General features: G+C 66.8%; 18 protein-coding genes. 13 read left to right on the top strand and 5 right to left on the bottom strand.

Annotated elements, in window-relative coordinates:
* Positions 1-143: 143 nt before the first annotated feature.
* Both V7Q48_RS05740 and V7Q48_RS05735 read left to right on the top strand, forming a co-directional pair.
* Positions 144-1382 carry a DUF3419 family protein gene (locus V7Q48_RS05740; RefSeq protein WP_333836820.1) on the top strand — a complete coding sequence of 413 codons (1239 nt, stop codon included), beginning with the start codon at positions 144-146 and terminating at the stop codon, positions 1380-1382.
* 38 nt (positions 1383-1420) lie between these two features.
* On the top strand, positions 1421-2032 hold the full coding sequence (locus tag V7Q48_RS05735) for a class I SAM-dependent methyltransferase (protein WP_333836819.1): 612 nt from the start codon (positions 1421-1423) through the stop codon (positions 2030-2032).
* A 15-nt stretch (positions 2033-2047) separates the two neighbouring features.
* Here V7Q48_RS05735 and V7Q48_RS05730 read toward each other — a convergent pair whose 3' ends face one another.
* Positions 2048-2290, bottom strand: coding sequence for a hypothetical protein (locus V7Q48_RS05730; protein ID WP_333836818.1), 243 nt, complete (start codon positions 2288-2290; stop codon positions 2048-2050).
* A gap of 103 nt (positions 2291-2393) precedes the next feature.
* Between V7Q48_RS05730 and V7Q48_RS05725 the strand changes: the two genes are divergently transcribed.
* Together V7Q48_RS05725 and V7Q48_RS05720 are read left to right on the top strand one after the other, a co-directional pair.
* Positions 2394-3293: a DMT family transporter gene (locus V7Q48_RS05725; protein ID WP_333836817.1), complete on the top strand. Its 900-nt coding sequence runs from the start codon at positions 2394-2396 to the stop codon at positions 3291-3293.
* Between the two features lie 115 nt (positions 3294-3408).
* Positions 3409-3543 carry an entericidin A/B family lipoprotein gene (locus tag V7Q48_RS05720; RefSeq protein WP_333836816.1) on the top strand — a complete coding sequence of 45 codons (135 nt, stop codon included), beginning with the start codon at positions 3409-3411 and terminating at the stop codon, positions 3541-3543.
* 95 nt (positions 3544-3638) lie between these two features.
* Here V7Q48_RS05720 and V7Q48_RS05715 read toward each other — a convergent pair whose 3' ends face one another.
* Genes V7Q48_RS05715 through V7Q48_RS05705 form a run of 3 tightly spaced genes read right to left on the bottom strand, consistent with a single transcriptional unit; the run spans position 3639 to position 8907 of the window.
* A complete protein-coding gene (locus V7Q48_RS05715) occupies positions 3639-5429 on the bottom strand; it encodes an acyl-CoA dehydrogenase C-terminal domain-containing protein (RefSeq protein ID WP_333836815.1) in 1791 nt (596 codons plus the stop codon).
* Between the two features lie 14 nt (positions 5430-5443).
* Positions 5444-7771, bottom strand: coding sequence for a 3-hydroxyacyl-CoA dehydrogenase/enoyl-CoA hydratase family protein (locus V7Q48_RS05710; protein WP_333836814.1), 2328 nt, complete (start codon positions 7769-7771; stop codon positions 5444-5446).
* A gap of 2 nt (positions 7772-7773) precedes the next feature.
* A complete protein-coding gene (locus tag V7Q48_RS05705; RefSeq protein ID WP_333836812.1) occupies positions 7774-8907 on the bottom strand; it encodes a thiolase family protein in 1134 nt (377 codons plus the stop codon).
* Positions 8908-9114: 207 nt separating this feature from the next.
* Here V7Q48_RS05705 and V7Q48_RS05700 point away from each other — a divergent pair, with 207 nt between their 5' ends.
* From V7Q48_RS05700 to V7Q48_RS05685, 4 genes are all read left to right on the top strand, one after another.
* Positions 9115-9570 carry a DUF2147 domain-containing protein gene (locus tag V7Q48_RS05700; RefSeq protein ID WP_442947095.1) on the top strand — a complete coding sequence of 152 codons (456 nt, stop codon included), beginning with the start codon at positions 9115-9117 and terminating at the stop codon, positions 9568-9570.
* Positions 9571-9614: 44 nt separating this feature from the next.
* Entirely contained in the window at positions 9615-10919 is a 1305-nt protein-coding gene (locus V7Q48_RS05695; protein ID WP_333836811.1) for an OmpP1/FadL family transporter, read from the top strand.
* 220 nt (positions 10920-11139) lie between these two features.
* Positions 11140-12756, top strand: coding sequence for a long-chain-fatty-acid--CoA ligase (locus V7Q48_RS05690; protein ID WP_333836909.1), 1617 nt, complete (start codon positions 11140-11142; stop codon positions 12754-12756).
* A 133-nt stretch (positions 12757-12889) separates the two neighbouring features.
* A complete protein-coding gene (locus V7Q48_RS05685) occupies positions 12890-13369 on the top strand; it encodes a MerR family transcriptional regulator (RefSeq protein WP_333836810.1) in 480 nt (159 codons plus the stop codon).
* On the opposite strand, the gene V7Q48_RS05680 is transcribed toward V7Q48_RS05685, so the two are convergent.
* Positions 13347-14282 (bottom strand): DMT family transporter, encoded by a 936-nt coding sequence (locus V7Q48_RS05680; RefSeq protein WP_333836809.1) that lies wholly within the window; start codon positions 14280-14282, stop codon positions 13347-13349. The genes V7Q48_RS05685 and V7Q48_RS05680 overlap by 23 nt on opposite strands.
* Before the next feature lie 200 nt (positions 14283-14482).
* Here V7Q48_RS05680 and V7Q48_RS05675 point away from each other — a divergent pair, with 200 nt between their 5' ends.
* From V7Q48_RS05675 to V7Q48_RS05655, 5 genes are read left to right on the top strand one after another with little or no spacing between them, the layout of a single operon-like run.
* Entirely contained in the window at positions 14483-14794 is a 312-nt protein-coding gene (locus tag V7Q48_RS05675; protein ID WP_333836808.1) for an STAS domain-containing protein, read from the top strand.
* The gene (locus V7Q48_RS05670) at positions 14791-15159 is read left to right on the top strand and encodes a response regulator (protein ID WP_333836807.1); all 369 of its coding nucleotides are present in this window, start codon (positions 14791-14793) and stop codon (positions 15157-15159) included. The genes V7Q48_RS05675 and V7Q48_RS05670 overlap by 4 nt, the downstream gene beginning before the upstream one ends.
* On the top strand, positions 15156-17156 hold the full coding sequence (locus V7Q48_RS05665) for a chemotaxis protein CheA (protein ID WP_333836806.1): 2001 nt from the start codon (positions 15156-15158) through the stop codon (positions 17154-17156). Before V7Q48_RS05670 ends, V7Q48_RS05665 begins: the two co-directional genes overlap by 4 nt.
* A gap of 2 nt (positions 17157-17158) precedes the next feature.
* Positions 17159-17653, top strand: a complete 495-nt coding sequence (locus V7Q48_RS05660; RefSeq protein ID WP_333836805.1) for a chemotaxis protein CheW — start codon at positions 17159-17161, stop codon at positions 17651-17653.
* Positions 17650-18150 carry a chemotaxis protein CheW gene (locus tag V7Q48_RS05655; protein WP_333836804.1) on the top strand — a complete coding sequence of 167 codons (501 nt, stop codon included), beginning with the start codon at positions 17650-17652 and terminating at the stop codon, positions 18148-18150. Before V7Q48_RS05660 ends, V7Q48_RS05655 begins: the two co-directional genes overlap by 4 nt.
* Positions 18151-18153 lie beyond the last annotated feature (3 nt).

Below are 18153 nucleotides of genomic sequence, written 5' to 3'. Positions count from 1 at the left end.
CCATCATGCGCAGGCCCATAAGGCAAGCACATGACAAACCCAAGTCCTGTTTCGCGACAGGCCAGGCGCAGCGGGCTTGCCACATAACCGCAATACCATCGCCGTATTGCCGCGCCATCCATACCAATGGGAAGGGCAAGGCCATGCAATTGCGCAAGAAACCACGGCTCCGCAACGGCGCGCATCCGATTACGCGGTCCGTCGTGCGCAAGGGCACCCGCGTTGTCAGCCGGCTGCTCGACCACACCTTTGCCTTTGCCTTCCGCGGCCTCGTCTATGCGCAGATCTGGGAAGACCCCAAAGTCGACATGGAGGCGCTGCAGATCGCGCCGGACAGTCGCATCGTGGCCATCGCCAGCGGCGGCTGCAACGTCTTGTCCTACCTCGTCGCCGATCCCGAAAGCATCACCGCAGTCGATCTCAACACCGCCCATATCGCGCTCAACAAGCTGAAGGTCGCCGCTGCGCAAGCGCTGCCCGATCACGCGCATTTCCGCCGCTTCTTCGCCGAGGCGGACAGCCCCGCCAACGTGGCGGCCTACCGCGAGCACCTTGCCCCCCACCTCGACGAAACCACGCGCCGCTATTGGGAAGGTCGGGACCTGATCGGCCGGCGCCGCATCGGTGGCTTCCGCAAGGGGATCTACAAGCGCGGCCTGCTGGGCAACTTCATCGGCGTCGCCCATCTCCTCGCCAAGCTCTATCGCATTGATCTTGCCCGCATCCTTGCGGCGCCGACGCAGGAAGACCAGCGCGCGGTGTTCGAGGCCGAACTGGCGCCGGTGTTCGACAAGCGCTTCGTGCGCTGGCTGACCGACCAGCCGGCCGCGCTGTTCGGCCTCGGCATTCCGCCGGCCCAATTCGACGCGCTGGCCGGTGACGAACGCATGGCGCAAGTGCTGCGCCGACGCCTCGAAAAGCTCGCCTGCGACTTCCCGGTCAGTGACAACTACTTTGCCTGGCAGGCCTTTTCACGCGGCTATGCCCGCGATGCGCAAGCGCCGCTGCCGCCTTATCTCCAGGCTGCCAATTGGGATGCCGTGCGCGCCCGCGCCGAGCGCATATCCGTCCTGCACGCCAACTTCACCGAACACCTCGCCACGCTCCCCGCCGCCTCGCGTGATCGCTATGTCCTGCTCGATGCACAGGACTGGATGACCGACGACCAGCTGAACGCCCTGTGGCGCGAGATCACCCGGACGGCCCGCCCCGGTGCGCGCGTCCTGTTCCGCACCGCCGCGGAACCCAGCCTGCTGCCCGGCCGCGTCGCGCCCGCCATCCTCGATCGCTGGACATATCACGCGGAGGCCTCGGCCGATTTCACCCGCCGCGACCGCTCCTCGATCTATGGCGGCGTCCACCTCTACGTACTGCGGCCGTGACCGGGCTGGCCCCGCACCAGCGCCAGCATGCGGCGCTGATGGACGCGATCTATCGCCGGCAGGTCCATATCTATGACGCGACGCGGAAGTACTATCTGTTCGGCCGCGATCGCCTGATCCGCCAGCTCGACGTGCCTGAGGCCGGGCGCGTACTCGAGATCGGCTGCGGTACGGGGCGCAACCTGGCGCAGATCGCACGTGCTTGGCCCGGCAGCCGGCTCTACGGGATCGATATTTCGCAGCAGATGCTGCGAACCGCGCAAGCCAAGCTGGGGAAAGGCGCCCGGCTAGGCCTGGGCGATGCGACGAATTTCGATCCCGCGGCACTTCTGGGGACCGCCCAGTTCGATCGCGTTGTCATTTCATTCGCCCTGTCGATGATCCCCCAATGGCAGCACGCCATCGCTCACGCGGCGGGCCTGCTCGCCCCCGGCGGCGCACTGCACATGGTCGATTTCCATGATGGGGCCGGTTTGCCCGGACCACTCCGCCGCGCACTCATGCGCTGGCTGGCCCGCTTCCATGTCAGCCCGCGACTCGATCTGGCGGAGGTAGCGCAGGCAATCGCGGGGCAGCGCGGCTTACTCATGCACGTACACCAGGGCGGATTCGGCTATTATCGCCAGGTCACGCTAAGCCGCCCGCGGTGATCCGACGCGAGCGCCTCAGGCCATCGCGCGCAAGGCCGTCGCCAGCAGGATACTCGCGACGAAGAAACTGAGCACGTAGATCATCGTCCACGGCATGCACCCGACGCGGTCGAGATTGCGCCGGCGACGACGCTGACGATCCGCCAAGAGCGCCAGCAGTGCGACCAGCAGCAGCGCCAGCCCGGCCGCGATGATCGCGTGTATCGGCTCCAGGGCCACCCAGTCCCACGCCCGTTCCAATCCGCTCTGCCCGTCCACGTTGTCTGTGCATCCTGCCTGCAATCTGCGCCGGGCAGATGGGCAGCGGGACTTTCCGGCGCAAGGGCTTGCCTCGCTTTGCCCACCACTTTAGGCGCAGCCCATGCCGGCACGCGATCGTCCCTTCCTGGCCTTAGGCCTGCGCCTGGCGGCCATGGCCACGCTGTCGATCATGCTGCTGCTGGTCAAGCTGGCGGGCACGCGCGGCATGCCGCTGCCCGAGACGATGTTCTGGCGGCAAGCGATTCCCGCCGTGCTCATTCTTGCCTGGCTCGTGTCGACCCGGCGGATGCATCTCTTGCGCACGGCCCGGCCGTGGATCCATTTCCGCCGCGCCATGATCGGGACGGCAGGCATGTTCCTGACGCTCGGAGTTGTGCAGATCCTGCCCCTGGCCGAGGCGACCGTGCTGGGATTCACCGCACCGGTCTTCGCCGTGATCCTGTCGGCGACGTTGCTCAAGGAACAGGTCGGGCCGTGGCGATGGGCCGCGGTGGTACTGGGGCTGGCAGGCATTCTGGTGATTGCCGGTCCCGATCGCGGGCATGTGCCATTGGTCGGCCTGGCCACCGGGATCGGTGCGGCCTTCGCGGTCGCGCTGGTGTCGATCCAGATCCGCGACCTCGGCCGTACCGAGCAGCCGCTGACCGTCGTGTTCTATTTTTCGGCGATGAGCCTGCCCGCCCTCGCCCCGTTCCTCGTTTTTACCGGCATCAACCACGATCCGGTCGGCTGGCTGATTCTGGGCGGCATCGGCCTCAGCGGGCTTTTCGCGCAAGTGCTGATGACCGCGGCCCTGCGCATCGGCGTCGTCTCCAGCGTGATCGTCATGGACTATTCGCAGTTCGGCTGGGCGACGCTGTGGGGGTGGCTGGTGTTCGGACAGTTGCCCCCCGGCACGACCTGGCTGGGCGCCCCGATCGTGATCGCATCGGGCCTCTTGATCGCGTGGCGCGAACACGTTCTGTCGCGTCGCAGAGCCGACGCGGCCGCCACCGCCTGATGCTAGAACGACGGTAGACCTATCACACAGGAACCGCGCGGAAATCCGCGCGTTGTGGCAGCGTTCGGGAGGGCGCTGGCCGCCTCTGCCCCTGCACCAAAGGGAGTTTTTCACCATGATGCGCAAGATCATCGTTGCTGCCGCTATGGGCGGCCTGCTGCTGGGCACCGCTGCGTGCAATACCGTCAAGGGCGCGGGCCGCGACATCCAGTCGGTCGGTCAGGCCGGTTCGGACGCGATCAACAAGTAAGGTCGGCACGCCGGTTCGCCGGCATGCCACCCCAAGCAAAAACGCCGCGCGGACGATAAGTCCACGCGGCGTTTCTCGTTATCGTGCGGCTCGCCTCAGAACGCGTCTTCGGCGAAGTCCATGACTGCAGCCTTGCCGGCCTTGATCGTCAGGTAAAGCGCTGCCGACTGCGGCAGCAGCTTTTCATAGAAGAACCGCGCGGTGTCGATCTTTGCCTTGTAGAAGGCGACTTCGCCGGTGCCGCTCATCAGCGCGCGCGACGCGATCTTGGTCGACTTGGCGAAGCAGTAAGCCATCGCCACCAGGCCCATCAGGCGCAGGTAGTCGGTCGCCGCCGCACCGCCCTCTTCGGGGTCCTTCATGCCGCGCTCGGCGATCATCGCGGTCGCGCCCTGCAGCGCCTCGAACGAACGCTTGAGGCCTGCGACCATCTTGCCGATCGCCGGATCCTCGAGGTTTTCCTCGATGAACTCGCTGATCGGGTGGAACAGGCTGCGCAGGTAACGGCCCATCGCGAAGGGCAGCTTGCGGCCGACGAGGTCGAGCGCCTGGATGCCGTTGGTGCCTTCGTAGAGCATGGCGATGCGCGCATCGCGCATGTACTGCTCCACGCCGCTTTCACGGATGAAGCCGTGGCCGCCGTAGGTCTGCACCGCGAGGCTGGCGTTCTCGAGGCCGATGTCGGTGAACATCGCCTTGACCACCGGGGTCATCAGCGCGACGAAATCCGAGGCGCGCTGGCGCTGTTCGGGCTCGTCGGCATGCTTTTCCGCGTCGAGCGCACGCGCGACCCAGGCCGAAACGCTGCGGCAACCCTCGTTCCACGCACGCATGGTAAGCAGCATCTTGCGCACGTCGGGGTGGACGATGATCGGATCCGCCGGCTTGTCGGGGTGCTTCGGCCCCGACAGCGAGCGACCCTGCAGGCGGTCCTTGGCGTACCATACGGCCGATTGATAAGCCGCCTCGCCGATGCCCAGGCCCTGGATACCCACGCCTACGCGCTCGGCGTTCATCATCGTGAACATCGCCTCGAGACCGCGATGCGGTTCGCCGACGAGCCAGCCCTTGGCGTCCTCGAACAGCATCTGGCACGTGGCCGATGCCTTGAGACCCATCTTGTGCTCGATCGCGGTGCACTTGGCGCCGTTGCGCACCGACGGGTTGCCATCGGCATCCGGCAGGTACTTGGGCACCAGGAACAGGCTGATGCCCTTCACGCCCTTGGGGGCATCGGGCAGGCGTGCCAGCACGAGGTGGACGATGTTGCCGGTCAGGTCGTGCTCGCCGGCCGAGATGAAGATCTTGGCGCCCGAGATCTTGTAGCTGCCGTCCTCGCCCACGTCGGCACGGGTGCGCAGCAGGCCGAGGTCGGTGCCGCAGTGCGGCTCGGTAAGGCACATCGTGCCAGACCATTCGCCGCTGACCATTTTGGGCAGGTAGGCCTGCTTCAGCTCGTCATTGGCATATTCGGTCAGCGCGGCGATCGCGCCGTTGGTCAGGCCCGGATAAAGGCTGAACGACACATTGGTCGCGCAGATCATTTCCTCGACCAGCTTGCCCACGGCCTCGGGCGCGCCCTGCCCGCCCCATTCGGGCGGCAGGACGAGCGCGTTCCACCCGCCTTCGGTGAAGGCCTTGTAGGCTTCGATGAAGCCCTTGGGGGTACGCACTACGCCGTTTTCGAGCGTGCAGCCTTCCTCGTCGCCGCTGCGGTTGAGCGGCAGGAGCACGTCCTGGCACAGCTTGGCCGCCTCGGTCAGGACCGCCTCGGTCAGGTCGGGGGTAAAGTCAGCCAGCGCCGGAATATCGCCGAAGCCGTCGTCGGTGTGGAGTTCGTTGAGAACGAAGCGCATGTCGCGCAAGGGGGCAGTATAGATCTGCATGGCAAATCTCCCGATCAGTTGCGAAGCGGCTTGCCGGTCGTGAGCATATGCTCGACGCGGGCCTGTGTCGCGGGATTACGGACGAGGGCGGCGAATTCGCGGCGCTCGAGGGCGAGCAAGTCGTCCTCGGTCACGACGTCCACCACATCGGCGTCGCCGCCGGTGAGGATGCGGGCCAGCGCGCCCGAGACGACTTCGTCATAGGGCGTGGCGAGACCGCGGGCGCGGAAGCCCTGCACCGCCATGTCGAGGGCGGTACGACCACCGGCACCGGGCAGGCGGAACGTCGGCGGCTCGGGCGGGGTATAGCCCTCGACCATGGCCAGCGCGCGCGCCTTGGCATCGGCGAGCAGGCGATCGCGGTTCATCGTTACCTTGTCGGTCGGGCGCAGGAAGCCATGCTCGATGGCCTGCGCCGCCGACTTGGACACCGTGGCGGTCGAGACGGTCTCGAACACCTTGGCCACTGCCGGCATCGGCCCCTTGGGCAGAGCCGGGTTCTGGCGCCAGCGATCGATCATCTCGCCGTTGCCGCCCCAGCCCGGGACCAGACCGACGCCGCATTCGACCAGGCCGATGTAGCTTTCGGCATGGGCCTGGATGGCATCGCAGTGAAGCAGGACTTCACATCCGCCGCCCAGCGCCATGCCCGAGGGCGCGCCGACCACCGGGAACGGTGCGTACTTCAGCGCCTTCAGCGCCTGCTGCCCGCCCGAGACCAGCTTCTCGATCTCGCCCCAGGCCGCGATGTTCATCGCGAAGATGGCAAGGCCGAGGTTGGCACCGGCGGAGAAGTTGCTGCCTTCGTTGTAGATGACCAGCGCCTTGAACTTCTCGGCCACGACCGGGACGGCCTGGCTGATCAGCTTCATGACCTCGTTGTCGAGCGCGTTCATCTTGCCGGTGAACTCGATCGCGGCGACGCCGTCGCCGACGTCCCACAGCGCCGCCGAGGCGGTCTTCATGATCGGCTTGGCCGAGAGCTTGATGTCCTCGAGCAGCAGCACGCCATCCGGGCGCGCAACGTCATGGTAGGCCCCATCGAGACCCAGCGCCTGCCGCTTGCCGCCCTCGACACGATAGAACGGACGGCCGGCGGCGGTCTCGACGATCGCCGGGACCGGCTTGCCTTCGGCCTTGAGGCGTTCGGCGAAGGCGCCGGTGCCCAGCTTGTCGATCAGCTCGAACGGACCGAACTTCCAGTTGTAGCCCAGGCGCATGGCCGCATCGATCGCGACGATGTCGTCGCTCGCCTGCGGCACCAGCGACGCTGCATAAGACAGCGTGGCGCCGAGGATCGCCCAGGCATAGGCGCCGAGCTTGCCCGACAGGCCGACGAGCGCGCGCAGGTCCTTCTGCGCCGCGGCCGGAAGATTGGGCGCCTTGGTCGCCGCGCGGTATTCTCCGGTCGCGAGGTCGATCGCTTCCTTGCGCTTCCCCATGTCGCGGTTGAGACGGTAGAAACCGCCCTTGCCCTTGCGGCCGGTGTAGCCGTCGGCGATCATCCTGGTGATCAGCGGGTGATCGACCGCGATGGTCCGATAGGCATCATCGGCCGGCAGCGTCGCGGTCAGGCTGGCCTTGAGATGCGGCATCAGGTCGATGCCGACGAGATCGACCAGACCGAACACGCCGGTCTTGGGCACGCCCATCGGCTTGCCCGCGACAGCATCGGCTTCCTCGACCGTGAGGCCGAGGTCAATCGCGGCGTTGATCGCCTGCTGGATCCAGAACGTGCCGACGCGATTGGCGAGGAACCCGGGGGTATCCTTGGCGCGCACCACGGTCTTGCCCAGCGCGCGGTCGGCGAAGTCCGACACGGCGGTGACCAGCGCGGGATCGCTGTTGGGGCCGGCCACCACTTCGATCAGGCGCATGTAGCGCGGCGGATTGAAGAAGTGAGTGATGAGGAAATCGCGCACGAAGCCTTCGCTGCGGCCGGCGACGAGCTGCTCGAGCGGGATCGTCGAGGTGTTCGACGAGACCGCCGTGCCCGGGCGGCGCACCGCCTCGAGCTTTTCGTACAGCGCGTGCTTGAGATCGAGCCGCTCGATGATCGCCTCGATCACCCAGTCGCATTCGGCGACGCGGCCGAGATCGTCTTCGATGTTGCCCACTTCGACGAGCTTGGCGTTGCGCTTGCTCATGAAGGCGGCGGGTTCGGCCTTGAGCAGGCGATCGAGCGCGCCCTGCGCCACCGCATTGCGGTTCGCCGGATCGCGCACGATGTCGAGCAGCAGGACGGGGACGCCGGCGTTGGCGACCTGCGCCGCAATGCCCGCCCCCATCGTGCCTGCGCCAATGACGCAGACCTTCCGGATGGTGGTTGTCGTATCGCTCATGGTCAGATGGCCTCCAGAACCGTGGCGATGCCCTGCCCGCCGCCGATGCACTGCGTGGCCAGCGCATACTTGCCGCCCGTGCGCTGCAGCAGGCTGGCGGCCTTGCCGACGATGCGCGCACCGGTGGCGCCGAGCGGGTGGCCCAGCGCGATCGCGCCGCCATCGAGGTTGATCTTGGCAGTGTCGAGACCGAGGTCGGCGATGCACGCCATGGCCTGGCTGGCAAAGGCTTCGTTCAGTTCGATCACGTCGAGATCGGCGACCGAGATGCCTGCGCGGGCCAGGGCCTTGCGGCTCGATTCGACCGGCCCGATGCCCATGATTTCCGGCGCGCAGCCCGAGATCGCGACCGACTTGATGCGGGCGAGGATCGGCAGGCCGTGAGCGCGGGCATAGTCCTCGCTGGCCACGAGGACGGCGCTGGCGCCATCGGTCAGCGGCGACGACGTACCGGCCGTCACCGTGCCGTCGGCGCTGAACGCGGGCTTGAGGCCGGCAAGCGCCTCGGCGGTGGTGCCGGGACGCGGGCAACCGTCGACATCGACGAGGCCAGCCTTGGTTTCGATGCCGACGATCTCGTCCTTCAGACGACCCTCGGCGATCGCGGCGGCCGCCTTGTGCTGGCTGGCGACGGCGAAGGCTTCCTGCGCCGAACGGTCGAGGCCGTACTGACGGGCCAGGTTCTCGGCGGTGTCACCCATGCCGATGTAGGCCTGGCTGGCCTTGGCAAGCGCCGGGTTGGGCAGCGGGTTGAAGCCCATCATCGGCACGCGGCTCATCGATTCGACACCGGCAGCGATGAAGACTTCGCCGGCACCCATGGCGATCTGGCCAGCAGCATAGTGGACCGAGCTCATCGACGACCCGCAGAAACGGTTGACGGTCATGCCGCCGACCGAGCGCGGCAGGCCGGCGATCATGCCGATCAGACGCGCGACGTTGAAGCCCTGCTCACCCTCGGGGAAGGCGCAACCGACGATCAGGTCCTCGATCGCATCGGCCGAAACGCCGGTGCGCTCGACCAGGCCCTTGACGACGGCAGCGGCCAGGTCGTCGGGCCGGGTGCGCGCCAGCGCGCCCTTGCCGGCCAGGTGGAAAGGCGATCGGGCGTACCCGGCGATAACCGCATTCGGCATGTTCAGCATCCTCGCAAGTGGCGCGGTGTCCGGGCGTGAAAAATGGAATCACCCTTGGCACCGCTTTCGTCCGTAATGGTGCGCAAGTTTCCCTATACGTCAACTGATTTTTGAGGCATACACTGATTCGTACCGGCGGCACCCGCCGGGTCCAACAGGGCATCGGAACAGCGCACAGGCGGTGTAACCGGTTCCCAAGGGTCGAGGATGACAGAGATGAAAGGTGTGCCGCTTCAGGCCTTTACCGCAGTATCCCTGCTCGCAGCCGCAGCCCTTGCTGCACCCGTGGCTGGCGCAGCATCGGCAGACCAGGCGCTGGGGCGCTGGTCCACCCCGTCCAAGCACGGCGTCGTCGAAGTCGCCACCTGCGGCAGCTCGATCTGCGGCCGTCTAATGGATTCCGACAGCATCCGCGCCAACCCGGCCTTTGCCGACGGCAAGAACAAGGATGCGGCGCTGCGGACCCGTCCGCTCAAGGGTATGACGATCCTCAAGGGCTTCACCCGGACCAAGGACGGCTGGGACGGCGGCTCGATCTACAACCCCGAAGACGGCGGGACCTACAAGGCGACCATCACCGTCGTGGATGCCGACACGCTCAAGCTTAAAGGCTGCATCGTCTGGCCGTTGTGCAAGACCCAGACGTGGAAGCGGCTGCGCTAATGCGCGTCGCGGTGACGAATACAGAGACGACCAAGGGAGAGAGAATGATGAAGACGATCAACCGCCGCTCCATCGGCGCTGCCATGCTGCTGGCGGGCACGGCGGGCATCGCCACCCCGGCGTTCGCCGGTGCGTTCTACCTGCAGGACCAGTCGGCGAAGGCGACCGGCCGCGCCTATTCGGGCGAAGTGGCTGACACCGGTGTCGAGAGCCTGTGGTGGAACCCGGCCAGCATCGCCGGAATGGAAGGCGGCGAAGGCGCGCTGAGCGCGACCGGCATCCTGCCCTATGGCGAAGTCAACAACGTCAACACGCTGATCAAGCGCCCGGGACAGCCGCTGGCACCCGTCGGTGGCGAGCAGAGCGCGCGCAACCCGATCAACAAGGGCGTTGTCCCCTCGGGTGCCATCGCGCATTCGCTCGGCAAGAACCTTGCGTTCGGCCTGGCCGTGACCGCGCCCTACAACTTTACTACCGAATACAGCGCCAACAGCTGGGCCCGCTACACCGCGCTGCGCACCAGCCTGCGCACGATCGACATCCAGCCCTCGCTGGCGCTGCAGCTGACGCCGGTGATCTCGATCGGTGGTGCGGTGAACGTCGAACATGCCGATGCCACGCTCGGCAATGCCCTGCCCAACCTCTCGCCGCTGCTGCCCGACGGCAGCCAGACGCTGAAGGGCAAGGGTTGGGATGTGGGTTGGTCGGCCGGCACGCAGTTCCGCGGCAAGACCGTGACAGTGGGCCTCAGCTACAAGTCGTCGATCAAGCACACGCTGAACGGTGACGTGGTGATCGCCGGCCTGCTCGGCCCGCTTGCCGCCCAGAACCGCACCGTGTCGACCCAGGCGCAGTTCTCGACCCCGTGGCAGCTGACCTTCGGCGGCCGCTGGGCCGTCACGCCGATGCTGACTCTGAATGCCCAGGCCACCCGCTTCGGCTGGTCGCGCTTCAAGCAGATCTCGCTCGGCGCGCCGCTCAACACCGCAATCCCCGAGGACTATCGCAACACCTGGGCCTTCGCGGCGGGCTTCGATGCCAACGTCTCGCCCAAGTGGACGATCCGCGGCGGTGTGCAGCGCGACGTGACGCCGGTTCGCCCGAACGAGCGCGACGCCCGCGTGCCCGACAGCAGCCGCTGGAACTACGCACTTGGCGCAACGCATGCCTTCAGCAACGCGTTCAAGATCGACGTGGCGGCCAATTACCTCACGCTCGCCGATGCGCCGGTCAATCGCCTGACCGCCGCCTATGCCGGAACGCCGGTGCAGACGCCGATCGTGGTCAACGGTACGTTGCAGGACGCGCACGTCGTCGTGCTGTCGCTCGGCGGCCGAGTGAAGTTCTGACCGTTCGGCGCCGGGGGTTGCCTCTCCCTCCCCCGGCGCCACCCCGGTCCGCGATGCGGGCCGGCGTTAAGAGCCGAGGCATGACGCCTCGCGCATGATTACCGACCACCAGGAGTTCGCGATGATCGCTGCCCCCTCGATCCCGGCCTCTCATGATCCCGTCGTGCCGCTGTCCGCCGATTGCGACGAGACCCTGGCGCCAGACTGGTCGCCGCCCGAGATGCTGCTGAGCGACCTCATCGACAATGCCGTACGCGACCATGGCGCCCGGCCCGCCATCGATTTCATGGGCCGCACCTGGACCTATCGCGCCGTCGGCCGGCTCGTCGAGCGGGCCGCGCGCGGGTTCCAGGACATGGGCGTGCGCAAGGGCGACCGCATCGCGCTGTGCCTGCCCAACACGCCCTACTACATCGTGCTCTACTTCGCGGCGCTCAAGATCGGCGCGGTGATCGTCAACATGAACCCGCTCTACACCGAGTGCGAGATGCGCCACCTGCTCAAGGACAGCGGCGCGCGGATCGTGGCGGTCCCGGACTTGCGCGAGATCCACGGCAAGGTCCGTGCCGTCGCCGACGAATGCGGGCTGCAGTCGATCATCGTTTGCCCGATGGCCGGCATTCTTCCGCGCATGAAGGCGTTGGGCTGGCGGCTGTTCAAGCGGCGCGACCATGCCCGCTATGCGCACGACACGCTGCACGTACGGTTTTGCGACCTCGTCGCGCGCGGCGACGCGCCGAAGCCGGTGCCGATGCAACCCTCGGACCTGGCCGTGCTGCAATACACCGGCGGCACGACCGGCACGCCCAAGGGCGCGATGCTCACGCATCGCAACCTGACGGCCAATGCACTGCAGCAGCAGGCCCACATCCACGGGTCGCTGCCCCAGCCACAGCGCACGCTGGCGGTGCTGCCGTTCTTCCATGTCTTCGCGCTGACCGCCGTGCTCGATTTCTCGATCCTGATCGGGGCCGAGCTGGTGCTCATGCCGCGCTTCGAGATGGGCGCGATGCTGGCGACCATTCGCCGCAAGCCGCCGACGCTGTTCTTCGGCGTGCCCACGCTGTTCATCGCCATGAATGCGCTGGAAGATGCCAGGGTGCCCAACCTCTCGGGCCTGCACGCCTGCATCTCGGGCGGTGCACCGCTGCCGCTGGAAGTCCGCCAGACTTTCGAGCAGCGCACCGGTGCGCGCGTGGTCGAGGGCTATGGCCTGACCGAAGCCTCGCCGATCATCGCCTGCAACCTGCTCAAGGGCGAGATCCGCGAGAACAGCTGCGGCGTGCGCTTCCCCGGCACAATCCTCGAAATCCGCGATCCGGACAATCCCGAGACGCTCCTGCCGACCGGCGTCAACGGCGAGGTCTGCGCCCGCGGTCCGCAGGTCATGGCCGGCTATTGGCAGCGCCCCGACGATACCGCCCAGGTCTTCGTCGATGGCGCGCTGCGGACGGGTGACATCGGACATCTCGACGAGGACGGCTACCTCTATCTCGTCGACCGCCTGAAGGACCTGATCCTGTGCGGGGGCTACAACGTCTATCCGCGCGTGATCGAGGAAGCGGCCTACCTCCACCCGGCAGTGGAAGAGGCGATCGCCATCGGCGTCGACGATCCCTATCGCGGGCAGAGCCCCAAGCTTTTCGTCAAGCTGCACGCTGGCATGACGGTGACGACCGAGGAACTGCTGGCCTTTCTGGGCAGCCATCTCAACAAGATCGAGGTGCCGCGCAGCATCGAGATCCGCGATACGCTGCCCAAGACCATGGTGGGCAAGCTGTCGAAGAAGGAACTGGTTGCGGAAGAGCGGGCCAAGCGGGCGCAAGCCGCACATTGAGGGGTGCGCCCGCAGCGGCCGGAAGGGCAATCGGCCTTGCGGCACTTGATCTGGATCGGATGTTCCTGTTTTGCTGGTGTGTGGCTCATGCTGCAGTTGCGATGGACGGGTTGAAGGGGGTAGAGTGGCGACCATGATCGAGACGCAGCCCGGTCTGCCCCCGACGAACGGGGAGGACACGCGTGGCGAAGCCGCGCAGGTCGCAGCGAGCAAATCCGCCCCGGAACAGCTGCAGGGCATCCAGCAGGTGGCCGAGCGCCTCGGCGTGACTCACCGGACCTTGCGTTTCTACGAAGACAAAGGCCTGATCGAGCCGGCACGCGTCGGCAACACCCGCATCTATTCGCCGCGGGAAGTGGCGCGCATGCAATTGATCCTGCGCGGCAAGCGGCTTGGCTTTACCATCCGCGAGATCAAGGAGTTCCTCGACCTCTACGACGTCGACCATACCGGGTTGGAGCAGTTGCAGCATCTCGTCGCGCACATTCGCTCGCGCATTCGCAAGCTTGAAAGCCAGCAGCGTGCGCTGGTAAAGACGATGGCCGAGCTTCAGGTGATGGAGCAGGAAGCCGACGCGCGGATCGCCGAGCTCAAGCGGGGCTGCGCCGCCTGAACAACCGCGCGGCTGCGGCCGGAATGCTGTCGGCAGTGCTGACCACTACGATACCGGCGAGGATCAGTACGGCGCCGATGATGAACGCGCCGCTCAGCTTGTCGTTCAGCACCGTCACGCCCGCGATCACGCCGAAGATCGGCGTCATGAAGCTGAGCACGCCGAGCCGCGCGGCGCTGTAGCGGCGCAGCAGCGCGTACCATACCAGGTAGCTCAGAAAAGCCACGACGACGATCTGGAAGCCCATGCTGGCAAGCAGGATAGGCGTCACGCGGAATGCGGTCTCGTGCATGATCGGCGCAAGGCCGGTGCAGAGCACGAAGGCACCGGCAAGCTGGTAGAACAGCGTGACCGACGCGGGCGCATTGGCCAGCGAGGAATTACGCAGCACCAGCGTGGTACAGGCCCAGCCGAGTGCACCGCCCAAGGCCAGCGCGTCACCCAGCCGCATGTGCGGGTAGCGCGCGGCATCGGTCTCGCCACTGAAAGCGACGATGACGCCGACGAACGATAGCGCCACACCCAGCCACTGCCCGGCGCGCAGCCGCTCGTCTCGGCGCAGCAGGCCAAGGCCGATCGCCGCCGCGATGGGTGCGGAATAGACGTAGATCGTGGTGTGCGACGCGCTGGTGAAGCGCAAGGCTTCACCCCCCAGGACGAACTCGGTGCCAAACAGCACGCCGATCGCTAGCCCGGGCAGGATCGTGTGCCGCCTGAAAGCGTGGCCTTCGCCGCGCCAAGCGATGACGCCAAGGGTCGCGAGCGCCGCCAACCCCGAACGCAGGCCCATCTGCAGAAGCGGGCTCATCGAGCCGGCGGCGAGCTTGATGGCCACCTGCTGGAAGCCCCAGATTGCGCAGAGGACGAGCATGATGAGCGCGGCGGACGCGTCGATGGGCTTGCGATCGTTCACTGGGCGGGACCTCACGGCTGCGTCGCCGCTCCCTTGCCACCATGCGCGCCGAAATCACAATGCGTTTTCATCATCGCTTTGCTGCCACGGCATGGCCGCCGCCGCGTCGGGCCATGGACATACGCATAGTGCCCCATGCCCAGGCTTACCGGCACTTCATCAAAACCGGCGTAGTCCTGGCGCCCTAGCCGGAGGGTGTGATGACCTACGTTGTCGGCCTGGGATCCCGGGCGAACATGCAGACGATCGCGACGATCTGCAGCGATCTTGCCGAAGCCCTCGAGACGCATGACGCGATCACCGTGGATTGCACCGAGGTCGTCGACGCCGACCTGTCGATCGTCCAGCTGCTCGAGGCCGCGCGCGGACAGGCGGCCCGCTGCCACAAGACCCTCGCGCTTGCCGCGCCTGCGGGGCCGGCGATCACCGCCGTACTCGAGCGCGGCGGCTTCCTGACCGATCCCTCTCCGGAATTCCGCGATTTCTGGTGCCATGGAGACCATTCCCGATGACGGCCTCGATCCTGACTGTAGATGATTCGGCCAGCCTGCGCCTCGCCACCCGCATCGCGCTGACAGGGGCCGGCTACACGGTGGCAGAGGCGTCCGACGGCGTGGAGGGGCTGGCCAAGGCGCGCAGCTGCCGCTTCGACCTGATCATCACCGATCTCAACATGCCCAACATGGATGGCCTGACCATGATCAGGCAGATCCGGCAATTGCCGATCCAGACGGGCACGCCGATCATCTTCCTCAGCACCGAATCCGACGACGGCCTCAAGCAACAGGCCAAGGCCGCCGGCGCCACAGGCTGGCTGGTCAAGCCGTTCCAGCCCGAACAGCTGCTGCGCATCACCCAGAAAGTCTTGGCCCGGTGAGCGAACAGGATCCTGCCGCAGCATTCCGGATCGAAGCGGCCGACCTGCTCGACGGGATCGAGCAGGCCCTGCTCGACCTTGCCATGCAGTTGGACGACCGCGACCTTGTCGACACCGTCTTCCGCGGTCTGCATACACTCAAGGGTTCCGGCGCGATGTTCGGCTTCGATGCCCTTGCCGCCTTTACGCACCATTGCGAAACGGCGTTCGACCGCGTGCGCAAGGGACAGGCCCAGGCCAGCGCCGAACTGGTCCACGTCATCCTCTCGGCCATGGACCACATGCGCGCGCTCGTGGATGGCGATGCGCCCGAGGCCGCGAGCGATGCCATTCTCGCGCGCCTGCACGCCGCGCTTCCAGCAGACGGCGCCCCTGCTGCCCGTTACCCCGACCTTTCCGACAAGGCTCCGGGTCAGCGCGCCCCGGAAATGGCAGGCTGGCGCCTGGCCTTCCGCCTCCCTCCCGATGCCATGGCGAACGGCACCAATCCGCTGGCCCTGCTCGACGAATTGCGCGGTCTCGGCGCTTGGCGCGTCCGTACGCTGGCGAGCGATCTGCCCGCGCTCGATGAGTTGAACCCACAGGATTGCCTGATCCGCTGGGAGGTCGAGCTCGACGGGGCGATCCCGCGTGAGGCGATCGAGGACGTCTTTATCTTCGTGATGGACGACATGGAGATGCAACTCGAGCCGGTGACGCCTTCAGTGCCCGACACCGTGAATGTCCCGACCTCGCTCCCGCCGCCCGCCGTGCCCGAGCCTGTAACCCACAAGGTGGAAACCGCCGCCCGTGCAGTGCCGCGCGCCGGAGAAAGCGTCAGGGTCCCCGCCGAGCGCCTCGACGTGCTGATGGACCGCGTGGGCGAGCTCGTCATCGTCCAAAGCCGCCTGTCCCAGCTCGCCAACAGCCCGTTCTCCGCGACCGCGGGCAACGCCATCGTATTGCGCTCGATCGCCGAGGAGATCGAACGGCTGGTGAGCGAGATGCGCGATACCATGATGGTCCTGCGCATGGTGCCGATCGCCACGCTGTTCGGCCGGTTCCGCCGGCTGATCCACGACCTGGCGCGTGAGACGGGCAAGGACATCGAACTCGTCACCGAGGGCGAGGCCACCGAGGTCGACAAGACCGTCGCCGAGCAACTGGCCGATCCCATCGTCCACCTGATCCGCAACGCCTGCGACCATGGCCTCGAAACCGCCGCCGAGCGCGTCGCCGCCGGGAAAGCGCCGGCGGGGCGTGTTACTCTCACCGCCGCCCACGCCGGCGGCGAGGTGCTCATCACCATCACCGATGACGGACGCGGCATCGACCGTGACCGGGTACGCGCCAAGGCCGAGGCGAACGGGTTGGTCCAGCCCGGCCAGGCCCTGTCGGACCCGGACTTGCTGCACATGATCTTCCACCCGGGCTTTTCCACGGCGGCGCAAGTGACCAGCCTGTCAGGGCGCGGCGTCGGTATGGATGTCGTCAAGCGCACGATAGAGGGGCTGCGCGGCACGATCGATATTTCCAGCGTGGCTGGCGCGGGATCGACCTTCACCCTGCGCATTCCGCTAACCCTTGCGATCATCGAGGGCCTGCTGGTGCGCGTCGGGACGGGGCGCTACGTCATCCCCCTGACGGCGGTCGAGGAATGCCTCGAGCTGACCGCGCACGACGACGATCGCTCGCGCGGGCGCAGCCTGATCCGCCTGCGCGATGCCCTCGTCCCGTTTCTGCGTCTACGCGACCTGTTCGGCAGCACGTCCGCGCCCGACGATCATCAGAAGATCGTCGTCATCGCCACGGGCGGCGAACGCGTCGGCCTGGTGGTCGACCAGATCATCGGCAGCCACCAGACGGTCATCAAGTCGATGTCGGCGGTGCATCGCCCCGTCACCAGCTTTTCAGGCGCGACCATCCTTGGCGATGGCAGCGTCGCCCTGATCCTCGACATCATGCATCTGGTCGCGCTGGGCCAGCACCGGGAGGCGCGGCTGCGGGCCGTGGGCTGACGATGGACGACACCGCCAACACCCCCTGGGACGACAATGGCCAACTCGAGGTGCTGACCTTCGACGTGGGAGACGAACGCCTCGCGATCGAGGCGACGCATATCCGCGAGATCGTCGACCTGCTTCCCGAGACGCTCGTGCCCGGGTCCGAGCCGCTGGTGGCCAGCATCGTCAACTATCGTGGCAAGATCATCCCGATCGCGGACCTCAGGGTCGCGTTCGACATGCCGCTTGCCGAACCGACGCCCGACAGTCGCATCGTCGTCATCGAGACCGAACTGGCCGGAGAGGTCACGCAACTCGGCCTCAGGACGGACAAGGTCCACGAGGTAGCCATCCTCAGCCGGCAAGACAGCTCGCCCCCGCCCCAGGTCGGGCTGCGCTGGCGCCGCGACTATGTTCGGGCGCTGGTCCGGCTGCCCGATGCCGTGCTTGCGCTGCCCGATCTGGGGGTCATTTTCGACTCAGTCCTCGGCTCTGGAAGGAAAGCGGCATGAGCGTGCTGGAACGGACGAGCGCCGCAGGCAGGCGCGAAGACGTCCAGGTCGTCACGTTCGGACTGGGCCGCGAGGTCTTTGCAGTGCCGGTCGCTATGGTCCGCGAAATCCTCGACTTCGCACCGCCCAGCCACATGCCCGGTGGGCCCGACCACTTTCTCGGCCTTACCGATGTTCGCGGCCAGGGCATACCGACCGTCGATTTTCGCCGACGCCTCGGCCTGCCACCAGCTGAGCCGACGCTGGCCACGCGGATCATCATCCTCGATGTTCCCCTCCCCGACCGCACGCTGGCGCTGGGCGTGGTGATCGACCGGGTCCTGGCCGTGAGCACCCTTGACGGTGCGCGGGTAGAGCCGGCGCCCGATATCGGGATCGGCTGGCGGTCCGAATTCGTCGCCGGGGTGGTGCGCGAGCGCGACGGGTTCGTGGTCATCCTCGACGTCGCCCTGATCTTCGGCCGCGAGGATGCGGTCATGGCCGATGCGGAGACCTGATCC

Source organism: Novosphingobium sp., from assembly GCF_036803765.1.
Classification (GTDB): Bacteria; Pseudomonadota; Alphaproteobacteria; order Sphingomonadales; family Sphingomonadaceae; genus Novosphingobium.
The sequence above is the reverse complement of the archived record's forward strand: the minus strand, read 5'-3'. Positions and strand labels throughout refer to the sequence as shown.